Source organism: Pseudomonas citronellolis, from assembly GCF_001586155.1.
Classification (GTDB): domain Bacteria; phylum Pseudomonadota; class Gammaproteobacteria; order Pseudomonadales; family Pseudomonadaceae; genus Pseudomonas; species Pseudomonas citronellolis.
Genome location: NZ_CP014158.1, coordinates 3915328 through 3931518, shown reverse-complemented (window position 1 = coordinate 3931518; position 16191 = coordinate 3915328). Strand labels below are relative to the sequence as shown.

The following is a 16191-nucleotide window of genomic DNA, read 5'->3' as shown; positions in this document are numbered from 1 at the left end:
ATCCCCCGGACAACGCCGCCGGCTTGGCTGCTCAGTGCCCGGCCGGCTTGGCGGCGGCGCGCCCGGCGAGCATGCGGCCGAGCAGGGCGAGGAGGGTGAGGGCGATCAGCAGCACCGAGATGGCCGCCACCGCCGGGTCGATGTTGTCGCGCAGGCCGGACCAGATCTGCCGCGGCAGGGTGTTGACCTCGGTGCTGGTGACGAACAGCGTCACCGCGATCTCTTCCCAGCTCAGTGCGAAGCACAGCAGCGCGGTGCTGGCCACGCCCAGCTTGAGGTTCGGCAGCACCACCAGGAAGGTGGTCTGCGCCAGGCTGGCGCCGAGGTTGCGCGCGGCCAGTTCGATGCGCCGGTCCAGTTGGCTCAGGGCCACCAGCATGGTCACCACGCCGTAGGGCACCACCATCACGATGTGGGCGATGGTCAGGCCGAACAGGGTGTCGTAGCCCAGGCCGGGGGCGAACTTGCTCACCGTGGTTTCCATGAAGTACAGGACCATCGCCGAGATCATCGGCGGGATGGCCATGGGCAGCAGCACCAGGCCGATCAGCAGCGCCGCCCAGCGCGAGCGCAGGTACCAGATGCCCAGGGCGAAGCTCACCGCCAGGGCGGTGGCGACCACGCAGGCGGCGCTGGCCACCACCAGGCTCTGGCCCACCGCCGAGAGCCACTCGGGGCTGTCCAGCAGGGCCTTGTAGTGGCGCAGCGACCAGTTGCCGTCGGGCATCGACAGGAAGCGCTTGCCGGTGAAGGACACCGGGATCACCGCCAGCAGCGGGAACAGCATGAAGATCATCGCCATGGCGGCGAGCAGGCGGCTCGGCGCGCGGCTTTCGTGTGCGTTCATTCGGCGACTCCTATCCCACCAGCTTGTCGACGCGGGTCATGCGCAGCAGCGCCCAGATCAGCCCGGCCACCAGCGCCAGCAGCACCACCGAGAGCGCCGCGCCCAGGCCCCAGTTGCTGGTCTGGAACATCTGCAGGTAGACGTACTCGGCCACCATCACCGTTTGCCCGCCGCCGAGGATCGCCGGGGTGATGAAGAAGCCCAGGCAGAACACGAAGACGATGATGAAGGCGCCGAGGATGCCGGGGATGGTCTGCGGCACGAAGATGCTCCAGAAGGTGCGCAGCTGCCCGGCGCCCAGGCCGCGGGCGGCCAGCAGCACGCGCGGGTCGAGGCGGCGCATGGTCGACACCAGCGGGAACAGCGCGAAGGGCACCATGAAGTGGACCATGCCGATCACCACCCCCAGCTCGTTGCGCGTCAGCTGCAGGGGCTCGCTGATGATGCCCAGCGCCTGCAGCCAGCCGTTGAGCAGGCCGTTGCTGCGCAGGGCGATCAGCCAGCCGAAGGCGCGCACCAGCACCGACAGCCAGAAGGGGATGAACACGCAGATTTCCACCATGCGCTGCCAGAACGGCGGGCTGTACACCCAGCAGTAGGCCATCAGGTAGGCGATCAGCAGCGACACCACGCTCACCGTGGTGCACAGGCGGAAGGTGCGCCAGAGCACGTCGTGGATCGCCGGGTCGCTGGCGATGCGCTGGTACTGCTCGATGCCCGGGGTGGGCAGGCTGAAGCTCCAGCCCACCACTCCGGCGAAGGGCAGCACGTAGAACAGCAGCAGCACCAGCGGCAGCGGCGCCAGCAGCAGGGCCAGCTTCAGCCTCGAGGGGTTCTCCGCCATGGGCTCACCTCACTTGGAAACGTGGGTCAGGTACTGCTCCAGGGCCACCGCGTAGTGGTCGGTGTACCACTCGTGGCTGAGCATGATCTGCTTGGGCAGGTTGTCCGGGTCGGTGCAGTTCAGGTGCCTGCGGTCGGCCGGGATCAGCGAGGCGGCGGCCGGGTTGGCCGGGCCGTTGCCGAACAGCTTGAACAGCTCCACCTGGGATTGCGGGTCCTGGGCGTAGGCGATGAAGCGCATGGCCGCGTCCTTGCCCGCCGGGTTGCCCTTGAGCACGCCCCAGTTGCTGCAGCCCAGCAGGGCGTTGTCGAAGGTCCACTTGATGCGGCCCTCGCTGTCCTCGGTGATGACCTGGGCGCGGGTGTTCCAGATGGCGCCCATGCTCACCTCGCCCTCTATCAGCAACTGCTGGGTCTCGGCGCCCGAGCCCCAGAAGGCCAGGATGTGCGGCTTGAGCTCGTCGATCTTCTTCAGCGCGCGCGGCACGTCCAGTGGGTAGAGCTGGTTCGCCGGCACGCCGTCGGCCAGCAGCGCGGCCTCCAGCATGCCGTTCATCCACTTGTACAGGGTGCGCTTGCCGGGGAAGGCCTGCACGTCCCAGAAGTCCTTCCAGGTCTTCGGCGCCTTGTCGCCGAAGCGCTCGCTGTCGTAGGCGATCACGTAGCTGAGCATGTAGTCGGCGATGCCGTATTCGTAGGCGAAGCCGGGCAGCACCTTGTCTTTCGAGACAATGCTGTAGTCGATCGGCTCCACCAGGTTTTCCTTGCCCAGGTTCTGCAGGATGGAGCTTTCCGCGTCGACCACGTCCCAGCTCACCCGGCCGCTGCTCATCTGGGTGCGGATGGCGCCCTCGGTGGGGCCGCTGCCGTCGATCTTCACCGGGATGCCGGTGCTCTTGGAAAAGCCCTCGGTCCAGGCCTTGCCGAACGCCTTGATGGCGTCGCCGCCCCAGTTCACCACCACCAGCGGCTTGTCGCCGGCGGCGAAGCTGACGCCGCTGCGCAGCGCCAGGGGCAGGGCGGCCAGCAGGCCCATGCCCTTGAGGAAGGTGCGGCGGTCGATCTGCCCGCGGTGGGCCTTTTCCATGAGGACTTCGATGCAGTCTTGCTGATGCGGGTTGAACATGAATGCAGCTCTCAGGCGGGGATGGCGAAAAGGGGGAGGGCGCGCGGGCGCCCCGGGAATCAGGCGAGCAGCAGGCTCTTCTCGATCGGCCAGCTCAGCCACACGCGGGCGCCCTGGTCCAGGCGCGCGGCCTGGTGCTCGGCGTGCACCGCCAGGCTCATGGGCAGCGCGCCCTCGGCGGCGGTGGCCAGGCCCAGCTCGGTGCTGGCGCCCTGGTAGGTCTTGGTGGTCAGCACCGCCTGCACCACGTTGTGGCCTTGCACCAGCGGCGGCGCGCTGTGCAGCTGCATGTGCTCGGGGCGCACGGCCAGCAGCGGCGCGGCGGCGTCCAGGGCGGCGGAGGGTTCGGCGTGCAGCTGGGCGTCGCCGAAACGCCCGCAGGCGAGGGCGCCGGCGCGGCCCACCTGGCTCAGCGGGAACAGGTTCATCTTGCCTAGGAACTCGGCGACGAAGCGGTTGGCGGGCTGGTTGTAGATGGCCTGCGGGGTATCGATCTGCGCCACCTGGCCGCGGTTGAAGATGGCGATGCGGGTGGACAGCGCCAGGGCCTCGTTCTGGTCGTGGGTGACGAACACGAAGGTGGTGCCGACCTGGCGGTGGATGCGCTGCAGTTCGGCCTGCAGCTGTTCGCGCAGGTTCTTGTCCAGCGCCGAGAGGGGTTCGTCGAGCAGCAGCAGGTCCGGCTCGAACACCAGCGCGCGGGCGATGGCCACGCGCTGCTGCTGGCCGCCGGAGAGCTCGCCGGGGCGCTTGCCGCGGTGCTCGCCCAGGCCCACCACTTCGAGCATGTGGCGCACCCGGCGGTTGCGTTCCTCGGCTTTGACGCCACGGATTTTCAGCGGGAAGGCGACGTTGTCGTCGATGCTCATGTGCGGGAACAGCGCGTAGCCCTGGAACACCATGCCGAAGTTGCGCTTCTCCGCCGGGCGCCGGGTGATGTCCTGGCCGAGGGCTTCGAGGCGCCCGCTGGACGGGTCCTGGAAGCCGGCGAGGATCATCAGGAAGGTGGTCTTGCCGGAGCCGGAGGGGCCGAGGAGGGTGAGGAACTCGCCCTGCTGGATATCGATGGACACATCGCTCAGGGCGCGGAAATCGCCGTAGCGCTTGCCGATGTCGATGGCACGAAGTTGGGGCTGTCGCTCCACTGCATTCACCTCGTCTTATTCTTGTTCTGTGGCGCGGCGACCCAGCGGTCAGCCGTCCTTTTGCGCAGTATTGTCAAATCCTCCTGCGCTTCAATCGCGTTTTTTCGCCGTCATTGTTCAAATTCCTTCACCAATCACGCCGCCGCGGCTGCCCTTGCGGAACTGCTCGGACAGCCGCAGCTCGGCCTTCATCCAGGCCTTGAAGGCCTGCACGTCGGGGCGTTCGCTCTTGGCCGCGTCGGTGACGAAGTAGTAGCGGTTGGGCGGCTCGATGGAGACGTTGAACAGCCGCACCAACTGCCCCTTGGCCATGGCGTCGCCGCTGACCAGGGCGTCGCCCATGGCCACGCCTTGCCCGGCGATGGCCGCCGACTGCACCAGGTGCGCGTCGGAGAAGACGATGCCGTTGCGCACGTTGAGGTCGCGCACCCCGGCGGCGGCCGCCCACAGCAGCCAGTCGGAGTGGTCGACCATGTGCAGCAGCGGCAGGTTGGCCAGGTCCTCAGGCGAGTCCAGCCCGCCGGCGGCGTTGAGCAGCGAGGGGCTGCACACCGGGAAGGTGTCGAGGGTGGCGATCAGTTCCACGCGCAGGTCCGGCCAGTCGCCCACGCCGTAGGCGATGAACAGGTCGACGTCGCGGTTGCTGACGTCGTCGGGAATCCGCGGCGACACCAGGTTCAGTTCGACCTGCGGGTGGGCGCGCTGGAACTTGCCGATCTGGTGGCACAGCCAGTAGGTGGCGAAGCCCGGGGTGCAGCTCACGCACAGGCGCCCGGCGATCTCCTGGGCGTCGGTGAAGCGCCGCGCCTCGTTGAGGATGCCCAGGGCGCGCTGCGTCTCGCGGGCGAAGTACTCGCCGCGGTAGGTCAGCACGATGCCGCGCCCGGATTTCTCGATCAGCGCGGTGCCCAGGCATTCCTCCAGGCTGCGCAACTGGTGGCTCACGGCGCTGCGGGTAAGGCTCAGCTCGCTGGCGGCGGCGGACAGGCTGCCCAGGCGGGCGACGGCGTCGAGCACGCGCAGGGCGGTCATCGAAGGGAAGCGCATGGGCTCACTCCTGATTAGTGCGGGCGCGCCGCTGGCGGAAGCCTTCCGGGGTGGTCCCGGCGTGGCGCAGGAAGGCGCGGTGGAAACTGGTGACGTGTTCGTAGCCGAGCAGGAAGGCGATCTCCTGCAGGCTCATGCGGCTGGCCAGCAGGTAGCGCTCGGCCAGGGCCATGCGCACCTCGTAGACCACGCCCTTGAAGGTCAGCCCATGGGCGCGCAGGCGCCGCTGCAGGGTGTGCGGCGGCAGGCGGAAGTGCGCGGCGGCCTGCTCCAGGTCCGGCAGTGGCACCCGGGCGTTCTGCAGCAGGTAGAAGCGCAGGTCGTCGGGCAGGGCCTCGCCGCTCTCGAAGCTGGCCAGGGTGGCCGCGCCCTGGGCCTGGCACAGGCGCAGCACCGAGGGGTTGGAAGTGGAGAAGGGGCGCTCGTGGAATTCCCGCGGGATGCGCAGCTCGGCGCGGCTGGCGGCGAATTCGCTGCGGCCGGGGAACAGCTCGGCGTAGAGCGCGGCGTGGGGCGGCGCGGCGAACGGCAGGCGCACCTGCATGCCGGCGCACTCGGCCAGCTCCGGCAGGCGCTGGCACAGCCAGCGCCAGGTGCTGCTGAACCATTCCTCCAGCAGCGCCTGGGTTTCCATGGGGCTGTAGGGCGGCGCCTGCAGGGCCAGCACCAGGTGCTCGCCGTGTTCCTCGCGGGTGACGTGGATGGGGTGCGGCAGCAGGCTGGAGGGCTGGCCCAGGGAGATGTCCCAGGAGCGCCGCAGGTTGGCCGCGCTGATCAGCGCGTAGCCGATCACCCCCAGGTCGAACAGGTTGTAGCGCTGGCCCAGGCGCAGGAAGAAATCGCTGGCGCCGAGCAGCCCGGCGGCCTGGCGCAGCAGGCGGTAGTAGCGGGCGAAGGTCATGTTGGCGGCGGCCTCGGCGGCCGGCACGCCGAGCCCGGCGAGCAGCGGCGCGAGCGGCGGCAGCCGGGGCCGGGCCTGCCATTCCTCGAGGAAGCGCTGGTACAGCTGGCGCGCGGCGTAGTCGATGTCGGACTGCTGGTCGGGCATGCTCGTGCTTGTTATCTGAGGCTAGCGAGTTGTCATCTTATGCTAGTCAAAGGCTTCTGGCAGCTCCCTATACTCGGCGCAAAACAACAAGGGGAGCACCGACATGACGGCGCCCGATACATTCCGTTCGTCCCATTCGCCTGCCAACCGCCACGCCGACCTGCTGCTGCGCAGCGGCCGCTTCTACACCCTCGACCCGGCGCAGCCCTGGGCCGAGGCCGTGGCCATCCGCGACGGCCGCTTCCTCGCCGTCGGCCGCGCCGAGGACCTGGCGCACCTGGTCGGCCCGCAGACCCGCCAGCACGACCTCGGCGGCGCCTTCTGTATGCCCGGCCTGCACGACATGCACACCCACCCGGACCTGGCCCTGGCCCCGCGCTACGCCGACGACCTCGACGTGGGCATCGAGGACCCGAGCCCCGAGCAACTGGCCGCGGCCATCCGCGCCTACGCCGACAGCCACCCGGGCGATGGCTGGGTCTATGGCCAGTACTGGGTGCGCTACACCTTCCGCGAGGCCGGGCTGAAGCCGGGCCGCGAGTGGCTCGACAGCGTCATGCCGGACCGCCCGGTGGCGCTGCTCGACCGCATGTGGGGGACCATGATGGTCAACTCCCGCGCCCTCGAACTGGCCGGCATCGATGCCGCCACGCCCGACCCGCGCAACGGCTACCTGGAGCGCGACGAACTGACCGGCGAGCCCAACGGCCTGCTGATCGACGGCGCCTACGCGCTGATCCACGCCGCCATGCCGCCCACACCCATCGAGGTGCTGCGCCGCGCCTACCGCGATGGCGTGCACTTCCAGAGCGCCCGCGGCGTCACCGCCAGCAAGTACGTGCACGTCTGTGAACGCCGCCTGCAGGCACTCAAGGAACTGGACGACGCCGGCCAGCTGACCCTGCGCGTGGAAGCGGCCATCAGCTGGCAGGACGACATCTTCCCGGTGCGCCGGCGCTGGGAACTGCTCAGCGGCGAGCGCCACTACTACCACAGCGCGCGGCTGTCGGCCAACGCCGTGAAGTTCCACTTCGACGGCACCGTGGAGCCGCGCTCGTCGTTCCTCATCAGCCCCTGGCCGGGCGAGGACAGCTGGCGCGGCAAGCTCAACCTGACCCCCGAGCACATCACCGACATGGTGGTGGACATGGACCGCCGCGGCATCCGCGTGATCGCCCACTGCACCGGCGACGGCGCCTCCGACGTGTTCCTCGACGCGGTGGCCGAGGCGCGCCGGCGCAACGGCTTCAGCGGCATCCGCCACCAGTGCGCGCACAGCACCATCCTGCACCCGGGCAACCTCAGGCGCTTCCGCGAGCTGGAAGTGATAGCCGAATTCTCCCCGGCGGCCTGGTACCCCACGCCCTTCGCCAGCGGCGCGCGCTCCGGCTACGGCGCCGAGCGCCTGAAGCGCATCTACGACTACAAGGGCGTGCTCGCCGCCGGCGGCATCGCGGTGATGGGCACCGACTGGCCGGTGGCCTCCATCGACCCCTGGCTGGCCCTGGAAACCATGATCACCCGGCAGAACCCCTGGAACGACGACCCGGCCTGCTTCGGCGAGCCCATCGGCCTGGAGCAGGCGCTGCAGGTGGTGACGCTGAACGGCGCCCACGCCATGGGCCTGGAGCACCTGACCGGCAGCATCGAGGCCGGCAAGTCGGCGGACTTCATCGTGCTGGACCGCGACCTCTTCGCCCAGCCGCCGCGCGGCTACATCCACCGCACCCAGGTCGAGCAGACCTTCGTCGAGGGCCGCCCGGTCTACGACCGCCAGGGCGTGTTCAGCGGCCCGCTGCAGGCGGTGTGGCAGGGCGAAGTGCCGCAGATCATGAGGGACGACCGATGAGCATCCCGGTGACCGTGGTCGCCGGCTTCCTCGGCGCCGGCAAGACCACCCTGCTGCGCCGCCTGGTGCAGCAGTGCGCCGGGCAGCGCCTGGCGCTGATCGTCAACGACTTCGGCGAACTGAACGTGGACGCCGAGATGATCGCCGAGCAGAGCGACGCGGTGTACGCCCTGCAGAACGGCTGCCTGTGCTGCACCATGCAGGACGACCTGCTGGCCCAGCTCGGCCGCCTGGCCGCGATGCAGCCGGCGGTGGAGCGCATCGTCATCGAATGCAGCGGCGTGGCCGACCCGCAACCGATCATCCAGGCCCTGGGCTACCCGCAGCTGCTCAGGCACATGCACCTGGACGCGCTCATCACCCTGGTGGACGCGGCCCGCAGCCAGCCGCTGGAAGGCGAATACGCGCAACTGGAAAGGCGCCAGGCGGCCGCGGCCGACCTGCTGCTGCTGAACAAGGCCGACATAGCGACGCCGGAACAACTGCAGGCCCTGCGCCAGCGCTTCGGCGAGCCGCGGCGGATGCTGCAGACGGTGCAGGCGGAAATACCCGACGAGCTGCTCTACGGCGAACGCCCGGAGCGCGCGCAACGCCTGGCGCCGCTGGGTGTCGATCACAGCCGGCTGTTCGACAGCTGGACCTGGCGCCACGCCGGCCAGCTCGACCCCCAGCGCCTGCGCGCCTGGCTCGACCAGCTGCCGGAAGGCCTGTTCCGCCTCAAGGGCCGCGTACAGGTCAGCGGCCGCGAACAGCCGCTGTGGCTGCAATACGTCGGCGGGCGCAGCCAGTTCCTGGCGGCGCAGGCGCAGGAGGGCGACAACTGCCTGGTCTTCATCGCCAGCGCCGCTGCCGGACTGCGCGAGCGTCTGGAGGCCAGCCTGGAACAGTGCCTGGCCGCCTGACGCGAGGCTCTTCGTAGGAGCGGGCCCTGCCCGCGATATCACGCGCAGGGCGCGCTCCTACATGGAATGGCGTGGGTGGGGCAGCGTAGGAGCGGATCCCATCCGCGAATCGCGCCGGAGGTTCCGGCCATCGCGGACAAGGTCCGCTCCTACGGGGGGAGGAATACCGTGCCTCCCGGCAACCTGTAGGAGCGGGCCCTGCCCGCGATTCGCGCGCAGGGCGCGCTCCTACATGGGAATGGCGTGGGTGGGGCAGCGTAAGAGCGGATCTCATCCGCGAATCGCGCCGGAGGTTCCGGCCATCGCGGACAAGGTCCGCTACGGGGGGAGGAATACCGTGCCTCCCGGCAACCTGTAGGAGCGGGCCCTGCCCGCGATATCGCGCGCAGGGCGCGCTCCTACATGGGGACGACTGTGGGTGGGGCAGCGCGGATCTTATCCGCGAATCGCGCCGGAGGTTCCGGCTATCGCGGACAAGGTCCTACAGGAGCCACGAAGCTCAGCGGAATTTCTCCAGCAGCTGGTAGTACCACATCCCCGCCGCCAGCATCGGGTTGCCGAACACGTCGCCCAGGGGCACTTTCACGTGCTTGCACTGGGCGAAGGTGTCGAATTGCTCCAGGTCGCCGCTCATGGCCGTGGCCATGATCTCGCCCATGATGTGGGTGGTGGCCACGCCGTGGCCGGAGTAGCCCTGGCAGTACCAGACGTTGTCCGAGAGCTTGCCCAGCTGTGGGATGCGGTTCATCACGATGCCCATGGCGCAGCTCCACTGGAACTCGATCTCCACGCCCTTGAGCGCCGGGAAGGTGCGTTCGATGCAGGGGCGCAGTTCGCCGGCGATGTCCCGCGAGTCGCGGCCAGAGTAGTTGGCGCCGCCGCCGAACAGCAGGCGCCCGTCGGCGGTCAGGCGGTAGTAGTCGAGGACGAAGCGGCAGTCGTAGACGGCCAGGTCCTGCGGGTTGATGCGCTTGGCCAGCGCGCCCAGCGGCTTGGTGGTGACGATGCCGCCCATGGCCGGGAAGATCATGCCCTTGAGCTGCTTGCGCTCCAGCTTGTGGTAGACGTCGCCGGCCAGCAGCACCTGGGCGGCGTTGATCCGCCCGCCGGTGGTGACCACCGCCGGCCGCGGGCCGTGGACGATGTCCAGCACCTCGGAGTGCTCGAAGATCAGCCCGCCCAGGCTCTCCAGGGCCTTGGCCTCGCCGATGCACAGGTTGAGCGGGTGCAGGTGCATGTTGCGCATATTCTTGATGGCGCCGCAGTACAGGTCGCTTTCCAGGTGCTGGCGCACGCCGGCGGCGTCGAGCAGGTTGACCTCGGCGCCCATGCCGCGGCGCACGGCTTCTTCGTAGGAGGCTTCCAGCTCGGCCATGTGCGACGGCTTCATGGCCGCGTGCAGGTGGCCGAACTTGAGGTCGCAGGCGATGCCGTATTTCGCCACGCGGCTCTTGATGATCTCGTGGCCGCGCCAGCGCAGGTGCCAGATGAAGTCGTCGACGTCGTTGCCCAGCCACTGCTGCATCTGCTTGCGCATGGCCGAGTCGCCGGACAGGCTGCCGGTGACCTGGCCGCCGTTGCGCCCGCTGGCGCCCCAGCCGACCTTGTTGGTCTCGACGATGGCCACCTTGTAGCCGCGCTCGGCCAGCTCCACGGCGGTGGTCACACCGGTGAAGCCGCCGCCGATGATGGCGATGTCGACGTTCACTTCGCCTTGCAGGGTGGGGTAGTCGGTTTCCGTGTTGAGGCTGGCGGAATAATAGGAAGGGGCGCGCTCGGGGGCGGCTTTGGCGGGTTTCAGTGCGGCGTTCATTCTTGTGTTTTTCCTGTTGTCTGGTTTCCCTCTCCCTAGCCCTCTCCCTGAAGGGCGAGGGGACTGGATCGGAGCGGGCTTTTGATTCGGTTTCAGCCGGTTGCGCCGTTGTTCAGCGTTACGCCGGACTGCCCCCTCTCCCGCTTGCGGGAGAGGGCTGGGGAGAGGGGCTCTTAGGCCTCAAGCCTGATGCAGATACCACCGCCAATCCTGCTCCCCGACCTCACCCATGAACTGCCGGTACTCCGCCTGCTTCACCTTCAGGTACACGCCCAGGAACTCCCGCCCCAGCGCATCCCGCGCCCAGCTCGACCGCTCCAGCGCGCACAGCGAGGTCAGCCAGTCGGTGGGCAGCAGTTCCTTGGCCTGGGCATAGCCGTTGCCCTCGACGGGCGCGCCCGGGTCGATGGCTTCGCGGATGCCACGGTGAATGCCGGCAAGAATCGCCGCCGCCGCCAGATAGGGATTGGCATCGGCCCCACAGATGCGGTGCTCGATGTGCCGGGTGTGCGCCGGCCCGCCCGGCACGCGCAGGCTGACGGTGCGGTTGTCGACGCCCCAGGTCGGCGCCAGCGGCGCATAGCTGTTGGCCTGGAAGCGCCGGTAGGAGTTGGCGTTGGGGCAGAACAGCAGCAGCGAGTCGAGCAGGCTGGCGAGCATGCCGCCCACCGCCTGGCGCAGCAGCGGCGTGCCGGCCGGGTCTGCGCTGGCGAACAGGTTCGCCCCGGCGGCATCGGCCAGCGACACGTGCATGTGCATGCCGGTGCCGGCCAGGTCGTCGAACGGCTTGGCCATGAAGCAGGCCTGCATCCCGTGCTTGTGCGCCACGCCTTTCACCAGGCGCTTGTAGCGCACGGCCTGGTCCATGGCGGTGAGGGCGTCGCCGTGTTCCAGGGTGATCTCCACCTGACCCGGGGCGTATTCGGAGATGGCGGTGCGCGCCGGGATGCCCTGGGCCTTGCAGGCGGCATAGAGGTCGGCGAGGAAGGGTTCGATCTGCTCCAGTTCGCGCAGGCCGTAGACCTGGGTGGAGCGCGGGCGGCCGCCGTCGGCGTCCAGCGCTGGCTGCGGGCGGCCGTTGGCGTCGCGCTTGGCGTCCAGCAGGTAGAACTCCAGCTCGCAGGCCATCACCGGGTGGTAGCCGGAGGCCTTCAGTTCGTCGATCACCTTGACCAGTACGTGGCGCGGGTCGGCGATGTCCGCCGGCTTGCCTTCGACCGGGTGCATGCTGACTTGCACCGTGGCCGTGGGAATCTGCCGCCAGGGCAGGCGCACCAGGCTGCCGGCCAGCGGGTAGGCGCGGCAGTCGATGTCGCCGACCTCCCACACCAGCCCGGAATCCTCCACGTCGTCGCCGTGCAGGGTCAGGCCGAGAATGGTGCTCGGCAAGGGCCGGCCGGACTCGTAGACCGCCAGCAGTTCCTCGCGGTGCAGCAGCTTGCCGCGGGGCACGCCGTTGGCGTCGAGGATGAACAGCTCGACCATCTCGATGTCGGGGTTGGCAGCCAGGAAGGCCTGGGCCTCTTGCACAGGGGCGAATTTCATCGATGTTCTCGCATAGCGCCAATGGGCGCGCTGATGGCCTGCGCGGCCGGGCTGCGGCAGGGCAGGCGATGCAATGGCTACGCCAACTCGCGCAGTGTCGGACGCCTGCGTTCAGCGTAGTTCCAGCAAAGGGGCGGGCGCGGGGCGCCCGTCAGCGTGCGGTGCTATCCGGTGGACGCGCGTGTCGGCAGTGCCAGAGCGCCCAGAAGGCCAGCTCCAGCGGCAGCGAGAGGGGTTGCAGGCGCAGCCAGCGGCAGCGTTCGCGCGGCAGGCGCAGGGGCTCTGCCTGGGAGGCGGAGGCGCTGGCGGCGGCGAAGTGCTGTTGCAGAAGGTGCATGGGTGGCTGCGTGGGGGACGATGCCCGGAGACTCGCACAGGAGATGGGTGCTTTAAATGTGAATCTAGTTGAACTCACTTGAGCGAAATCGAAACTGATTGCCGCCCGGTCGATCCGCGCCGCCAGCGCCGGCCCTGCCGCCTAAACTGAGCGAAACCCGTCACGCCGCGCAGCCCATGGCCCATATCGTCTTCGCCCCGTCCATCCAGCGCCACGTCGAAGTGCCCGAGCAGGACCTGCCCGGCGCCACCCTCGGCGGCCTGCTGGAGGGCGTGTTCGCCCGGCATCCGCGCCTGCGCGGCTACCTGCTGGACGACCAGGGTGGCCTGCGCCGGCATGTCACCGTGTTCATCGACGGCCTGCGCCTGCGCGACCGCCGGGGCCTGGGCGACGTGGTGGCGGACGACAGCGAGGTATACGTGGTGCAGGCGCTGTCCGGCGGCTGAAACCCGGAGGAGGGCAGATGGAAGACCGACTGCTGGTGGCCACGCGCAAGGGCCTGTTCAGCTTCCTGCAGGATCGCGGCACCTGGCACGAGGCGGGCCAGGACTTCCTCGGCGAGCCGGTGAACATGCTGCTGGCCGACCCCCGCGACGACACCCTCTACGCCGCCCTGGACCTCGGCCACTTCGGCTGCAAGCTGTGGCGCAAGCCCTGCGGCGGCGACTGGCAGGAATGCGCGGTGCCGGTCTACCCGCCGCAGCCGGACCCGCTACCGCCACCGGCCGAAGGCGAGGCCCCGCAGGCGCCCTGGAGCCTGCAGCTGATCTGGTGCCTGGAGACCGGCGGCACCGACCAGGCCGGCACCCTCTGGGCCGGGACCATCCCCGGCGGCCTGTTCCGCAGCGACGACCATGGCGACAGCTGGACGCTCAATCGCCCGCTGTGGGACCGCCCCGAACGCGCCCGCTGGTTCGGCGGCGGCTACGACTGGCCGGGCATCCATTCCATCAGCGTCGACCCGCGCGACAGCCGCCACCTCACCGTCGGGGTGTCCTGCGGCGGCGTTTGGCAGAGCCACGACGAAGGCGCCAGCTGGCGCAACACCACCGCCGGCATGTACGCCGACTACATGCCGCCGGACCTGCGCGAGGAGGGCGCCATCCAGGACCCGCACCGCCTGGTGCACTGCCCGGCGCGGCCGGACCGGCTGTGGGTGCAGCACCACAACGGCATCTTCGTTTCCAGCGATGGCGGCGCCCACTGGCGCGACGTGCCGGCGCAACCGTCCAGCTTCGGCTTCGCCGTGGCCGTGCACCCCACGCGGCCGGACACCGCCTGGTTCGTCCCGGCGACGAAGGACATCTGCCGCATCCCGGTGGCCGGGCGATTCTTGGTCAACCGCACGGAGGATGGCGGCCAGAGCTTCCAGGCCCTGGACCACGGCCTGCCCCAGGGTCCGTGCTACGACCTGGTGTACCGCCACGGCCTGGCCGTGGACGACGACGGCGAGCGCCTGGCCATGGGCTCGACCACCGGCGGCCTGTGGTTGTCGGAGGACGGCGGCGAGCGCTGGGAATGCCTGTCCGCGCACCTGCCGCCGATCTACTGCGTGCGCTTCGGCTAGGGCTGCCCGTCGCGCTCGTCCTGCTTCTGGTAGTGCGCCAGGATCATCCGCGCCGGGATCAGCGCCGCCAGGCCCAAGGCGCCGCACAGGGTGATGATGCTGGTGGCGGTGGGGTCTTCCAGGCTGTCGCCCAGGGCCGCCAGGCCGATGGTCAGCAGGATCATCACCAGGCCGAACCATTGCGCCATCTGCGCCCAGCGCAGCAGCATGGCGCGGCGCGCCTCGTGCAGGTGGAAATCCGGGTGGCTGTGGTGCCGCATGCTCGTATCCTCCTCTTGTTCTCGCACCAGCCTACGCCGCTGGCGGCGTCGGCGGCGGCGGCCGGCCGAGCGGTAGGCGCTGGGGGCGCTTTCTTCGCGTGAGAGCATCGCTCGCAGTTGACCGGTTGCGCCGCGCTGAAAACTTCGGCGCAGGCCTGCCATGTACGCACAGGTACAGTAAAATGCCGGCCCCCTTACAAACGGCAAGGCCCGACCTTCATGTTCAAGACCTGGCGCGACAGCTACTGGAAACGTTGGCTGGAACGGCACGATACCGAGTTCCGCAGCGGCGTCAGCCAGCTGGGGCGCAGTAAGCGCCTGATCGTCGAGGCCCCCGCGCGCATCGGCGAGGCCGATTTCAAGCTGCGTGACCAGGAACTGCACATCGGCGCCTTTGCCGTATTGCGCAAGACGCTGTTCCACCGCGTGTCGCACATCGGCCGCTATGTCACCACTGGCCAGGACTCGCGCGTCGGCCTCGGCGCGCGGGCCCACCCGCTGGACTGGCTGAGCACCAACTCCGTGCAGTACGAGCCGGGCTTCTTCGACCGTTTCGACGCGCCGCGGCTGCGCTACGAAAGCGTGGGCGACAGCGATACCTGGATCGGCAACGACGTCTTCATCGGCGAGGGCGCGGCAGTGCTGAGCGGGGTGAAGGTCCACGATGGCGCCGTGGTGGCCGCTATGTCGGTGGTGACCCGCGACGTGCCGCCCTATGCCATCGTCGCCGGCTCGCCGGCGAAGATAGTGCGCTACCGTTTCGCGCCGGACATCTGCGAACGCCTGCAGGCCAGCCGCTGGTGGGACCTGGCGCCGCAACAGGTCGCGGCCCTGCCGATGAACCGCATCGAGGACGCCCTGGAGCGCATCGAGGCCTTGCGCGCCAGCGGCGAGGCGCAGGACGCGCTATTCCCCCGGGTGGAAATACGCCGCCAGGGCTGCCGCGTGCTGGCCGGAGGGCAGGGCGCCGCCACCACGGCCGCCGCGTGATCCATTTCGAGCGAACCTTGCAGCCATCCCGCCTGTCAGAGGTCCGTATCGGAAAACATACAAAGGATCACGGACCCCATGTTGAAGCGTTGGCGCAACAGTCACTGGAAGCACTGGCTGGAAGGCTACGACATCGAATTCCGCAGCGGCGTCAGCCGCCTGGGGCGCGGCAAGCGCCTGTTGGTCGAGGCGCCGGGCAGCATCGGCGAGGCGGAGTTCAAGATCTACCGGGACGAGATGCACATCGGCGCCTTTTCCACCATCCGTGCCACCAGCTTCCACCGCATTTCGCACATCGGCCGCTTCAGCTCCACCGGCCAGCTCTGCCGCATCGGCCTGGCCGCCCGGGCGCACCCGATGGACTGGCTGAGCACCAGCTCGGTGCAGTACGAGCCGGGCGTGTTCGACCGCTACGACACGCCGCGCCAGCGCTACGAGGACACCGACGCCGACACCTGGATCGGCAACGACGCCTTCATCGGCGAGGGCGCAGTGGTGATGAGCGGGGTGAAGATCCACGACGGCGCCGTGGTGGCCGCCATGTCGGTGGTGACGCGCGACGTGCCGCCCTACGCCATAGTCGCCGGCTCGCCGGCCAAGGTGGTGCGCTACCGCTTCCCGCCGGACATCTGCGAGCGCCTGCATGCCAGCCGCTGGTGGGACCTGGCGCCGGCGCAGATCGCCGCGTTGCCGTTGCAGCGCATCGAGGAGGCGTTGGAGCGTGTGGAGGCCTTGCGGGCCAGCGGCGAGGCGCGGCCGCCGATCTATCCGAACATCGAAATCCGCCGCCAGGGCTGCCGCCTGCTGTCCGAGGGGCCGGCCAGCTCGTGAAGCGCGGGGCGGCACTGCTGCGCCGCCCCGCACGCAAGCGC

At 69.3% G+C, this 16191-nt stretch carries 16 protein-coding genes; 6 read left to right on the top strand and 10 right to left on the bottom strand.

Translation table 11 applies throughout. The annotated features are described in order from the left end of the window. Positions 1-31 precede the first annotated feature (31 nt). The 6 genes from PcP3B5_RS17055 to PcP3B5_RS17030 form a co-directional block, all read right to left on the bottom strand. Positions 32-847 carry an ABC transporter permease gene (locus tag PcP3B5_RS17055; RefSeq protein WP_058072229.1) on the bottom strand — a complete coding sequence of 272 codons (816 nt, stop codon included), beginning with the start codon at positions 845-847 and terminating at the stop codon, positions 32-34. A 10-nt stretch (positions 848-857) separates the two neighbouring features. Beyond that, complete coding sequence (locus tag PcP3B5_RS17050) at positions 858-1691, bottom strand: ABC transporter permease (RefSeq protein ID WP_043313331.1); 834 nt, start codon at positions 1689-1691, stop codon at positions 858-860. Positions 1692-1700: 9 nt separating this feature from the next. Then, entirely contained in the window at positions 1701-2816 is a 1116-nt protein-coding gene (locus PcP3B5_RS17045; protein WP_061561947.1) for an ABC transporter substrate-binding protein, read from the bottom strand. Positions 2817-2875: 59 nt separating this feature from the next. Continuing rightward, the gene (locus tag PcP3B5_RS17040; RefSeq protein ID WP_061561946.1) at positions 2876-3961 is read right to left on the bottom strand and encodes an ABC transporter ATP-binding protein; all 1086 of its coding nucleotides are present in this window, start codon (positions 3959-3961) and stop codon (positions 2876-2878) included. Between the two features lie 117 nt (positions 3962-4078). Further along, positions 4079-5008: a LysR substrate-binding domain-containing protein gene (locus PcP3B5_RS17035; protein ID WP_009622667.1), complete on the bottom strand. Its 930-nt coding sequence runs from the start codon at positions 5006-5008 to the stop codon at positions 4079-4081. Positions 5009-5012: 4 nt separating this feature from the next. After that, the gene (locus PcP3B5_RS17030; protein ID WP_009622665.1) at positions 5013-6056 is read right to left on the bottom strand and encodes a helix-turn-helix transcriptional regulator; all 1044 of its coding nucleotides are present in this window, start codon (positions 6054-6056) and stop codon (positions 5013-5015) included. A 103-nt stretch (positions 6057-6159) separates the two neighbouring features. Between PcP3B5_RS17030 and PcP3B5_RS17025 the strand changes: the two genes are divergently transcribed. Together PcP3B5_RS17025 and PcP3B5_RS17020 are read left to right on the top strand one after the other, a co-directional pair. Further along, positions 6160-7905, top strand: coding sequence for an amidohydrolase (locus tag PcP3B5_RS17025; RefSeq protein WP_043313333.1), 1746 nt, complete (start codon positions 6160-6162; stop codon positions 7903-7905). Next, positions 7902-8807: a CobW family GTP-binding protein gene (locus tag PcP3B5_RS17020; protein ID WP_043313336.1), complete on the top strand. Its 906-nt coding sequence runs from the start codon at positions 7902-7904 to the stop codon at positions 8805-8807. Before PcP3B5_RS17025 ends, PcP3B5_RS17020 begins: the two co-directional genes overlap by 4 nt. Before the next feature lie 499 nt (positions 8808-9306). Here the strand turns inward: PcP3B5_RS17020 and PcP3B5_RS17015 are convergent, their stop codons facing one another. The 3 genes from PcP3B5_RS17015 to PcP3B5_RS17005 all read right to left on the bottom strand — a co-directional run bounded on the left by PcP3B5_RS17015 (position 9307) and on the right by PcP3B5_RS17005 (position 12502). Then, positions 9307-10620 carry an NAD(P)/FAD-dependent oxidoreductase gene (locus PcP3B5_RS17015; protein ID WP_043313338.1) on the bottom strand — a complete coding sequence of 438 codons (1314 nt, stop codon included), beginning with the start codon at positions 10618-10620 and terminating at the stop codon, positions 9307-9309. A 180-nt stretch (positions 10621-10800) separates the two neighbouring features. Continuing rightward, positions 10801-12165 (bottom strand): glutamine synthetase family protein, encoded by a 1365-nt coding sequence (locus PcP3B5_RS17010; RefSeq protein ID WP_061561945.1) that lies wholly within the window; start codon positions 12163-12165, stop codon positions 10801-10803. 151 nt (positions 12166-12316) lie between these two features. Next, positions 12317-12502 (bottom strand): hypothetical protein, encoded by a 186-nt coding sequence (locus PcP3B5_RS17005; RefSeq protein ID WP_061561944.1) that lies wholly within the window; start codon positions 12500-12502, stop codon positions 12317-12319. 176 nt (positions 12503-12678) lie between these two features. Here PcP3B5_RS17005 and PcP3B5_RS17000 point away from each other — a divergent pair, with 176 nt between their 5' ends. Beyond that, complete coding sequence (locus PcP3B5_RS17000) at positions 12679-12948, top strand: MoaD/ThiS family protein (RefSeq protein ID WP_058072220.1); 270 nt, start codon at positions 12679-12681, stop codon at positions 12946-12948. 17 nt (positions 12949-12965) lie between these two features. Continuing rightward, positions 12966-14069: a WD40/YVTN/BNR-like repeat-containing protein gene (locus PcP3B5_RS16995; protein ID WP_061561943.1), complete on the top strand. Its 1104-nt coding sequence runs from the start codon at positions 12966-12968 to the stop codon at positions 14067-14069. On the opposite strand, the gene PcP3B5_RS16990 is transcribed toward PcP3B5_RS16995, so the two are convergent. Next, positions 14066-14329, bottom strand: a complete 264-nt coding sequence (locus PcP3B5_RS16990; RefSeq protein WP_043313342.1) for a hypothetical protein — start codon at positions 14327-14329, stop codon at positions 14066-14068. The genes PcP3B5_RS16995 and PcP3B5_RS16990 overlap by 4 nt on opposite strands. A gap of 219 nt (positions 14330-14548) precedes the next feature. On the opposite strand from PcP3B5_RS16990, the gene PcP3B5_RS32390 reads away from it, so the two are divergent. Together PcP3B5_RS32390 and PcP3B5_RS32385 are read left to right on the top strand one after the other, a co-directional pair. Beyond that, complete coding sequence (locus PcP3B5_RS32390) at positions 14549-15319, top strand: CatB-related O-acetyltransferase (RefSeq protein ID WP_061561942.1); 771 nt, start codon at positions 14549-14551, stop codon at positions 15317-15319. Between the two features lie 78 nt (positions 15320-15397). Continuing rightward, positions 15398-16150: a CatB-related O-acetyltransferase gene (locus tag PcP3B5_RS32385; RefSeq protein WP_061561941.1), complete on the top strand. Its 753-nt coding sequence runs from the start codon at positions 15398-15400 to the stop codon at positions 16148-16150. The last annotated feature ends 41 nt before the right edge of the window (positions 16151-16191 follow it).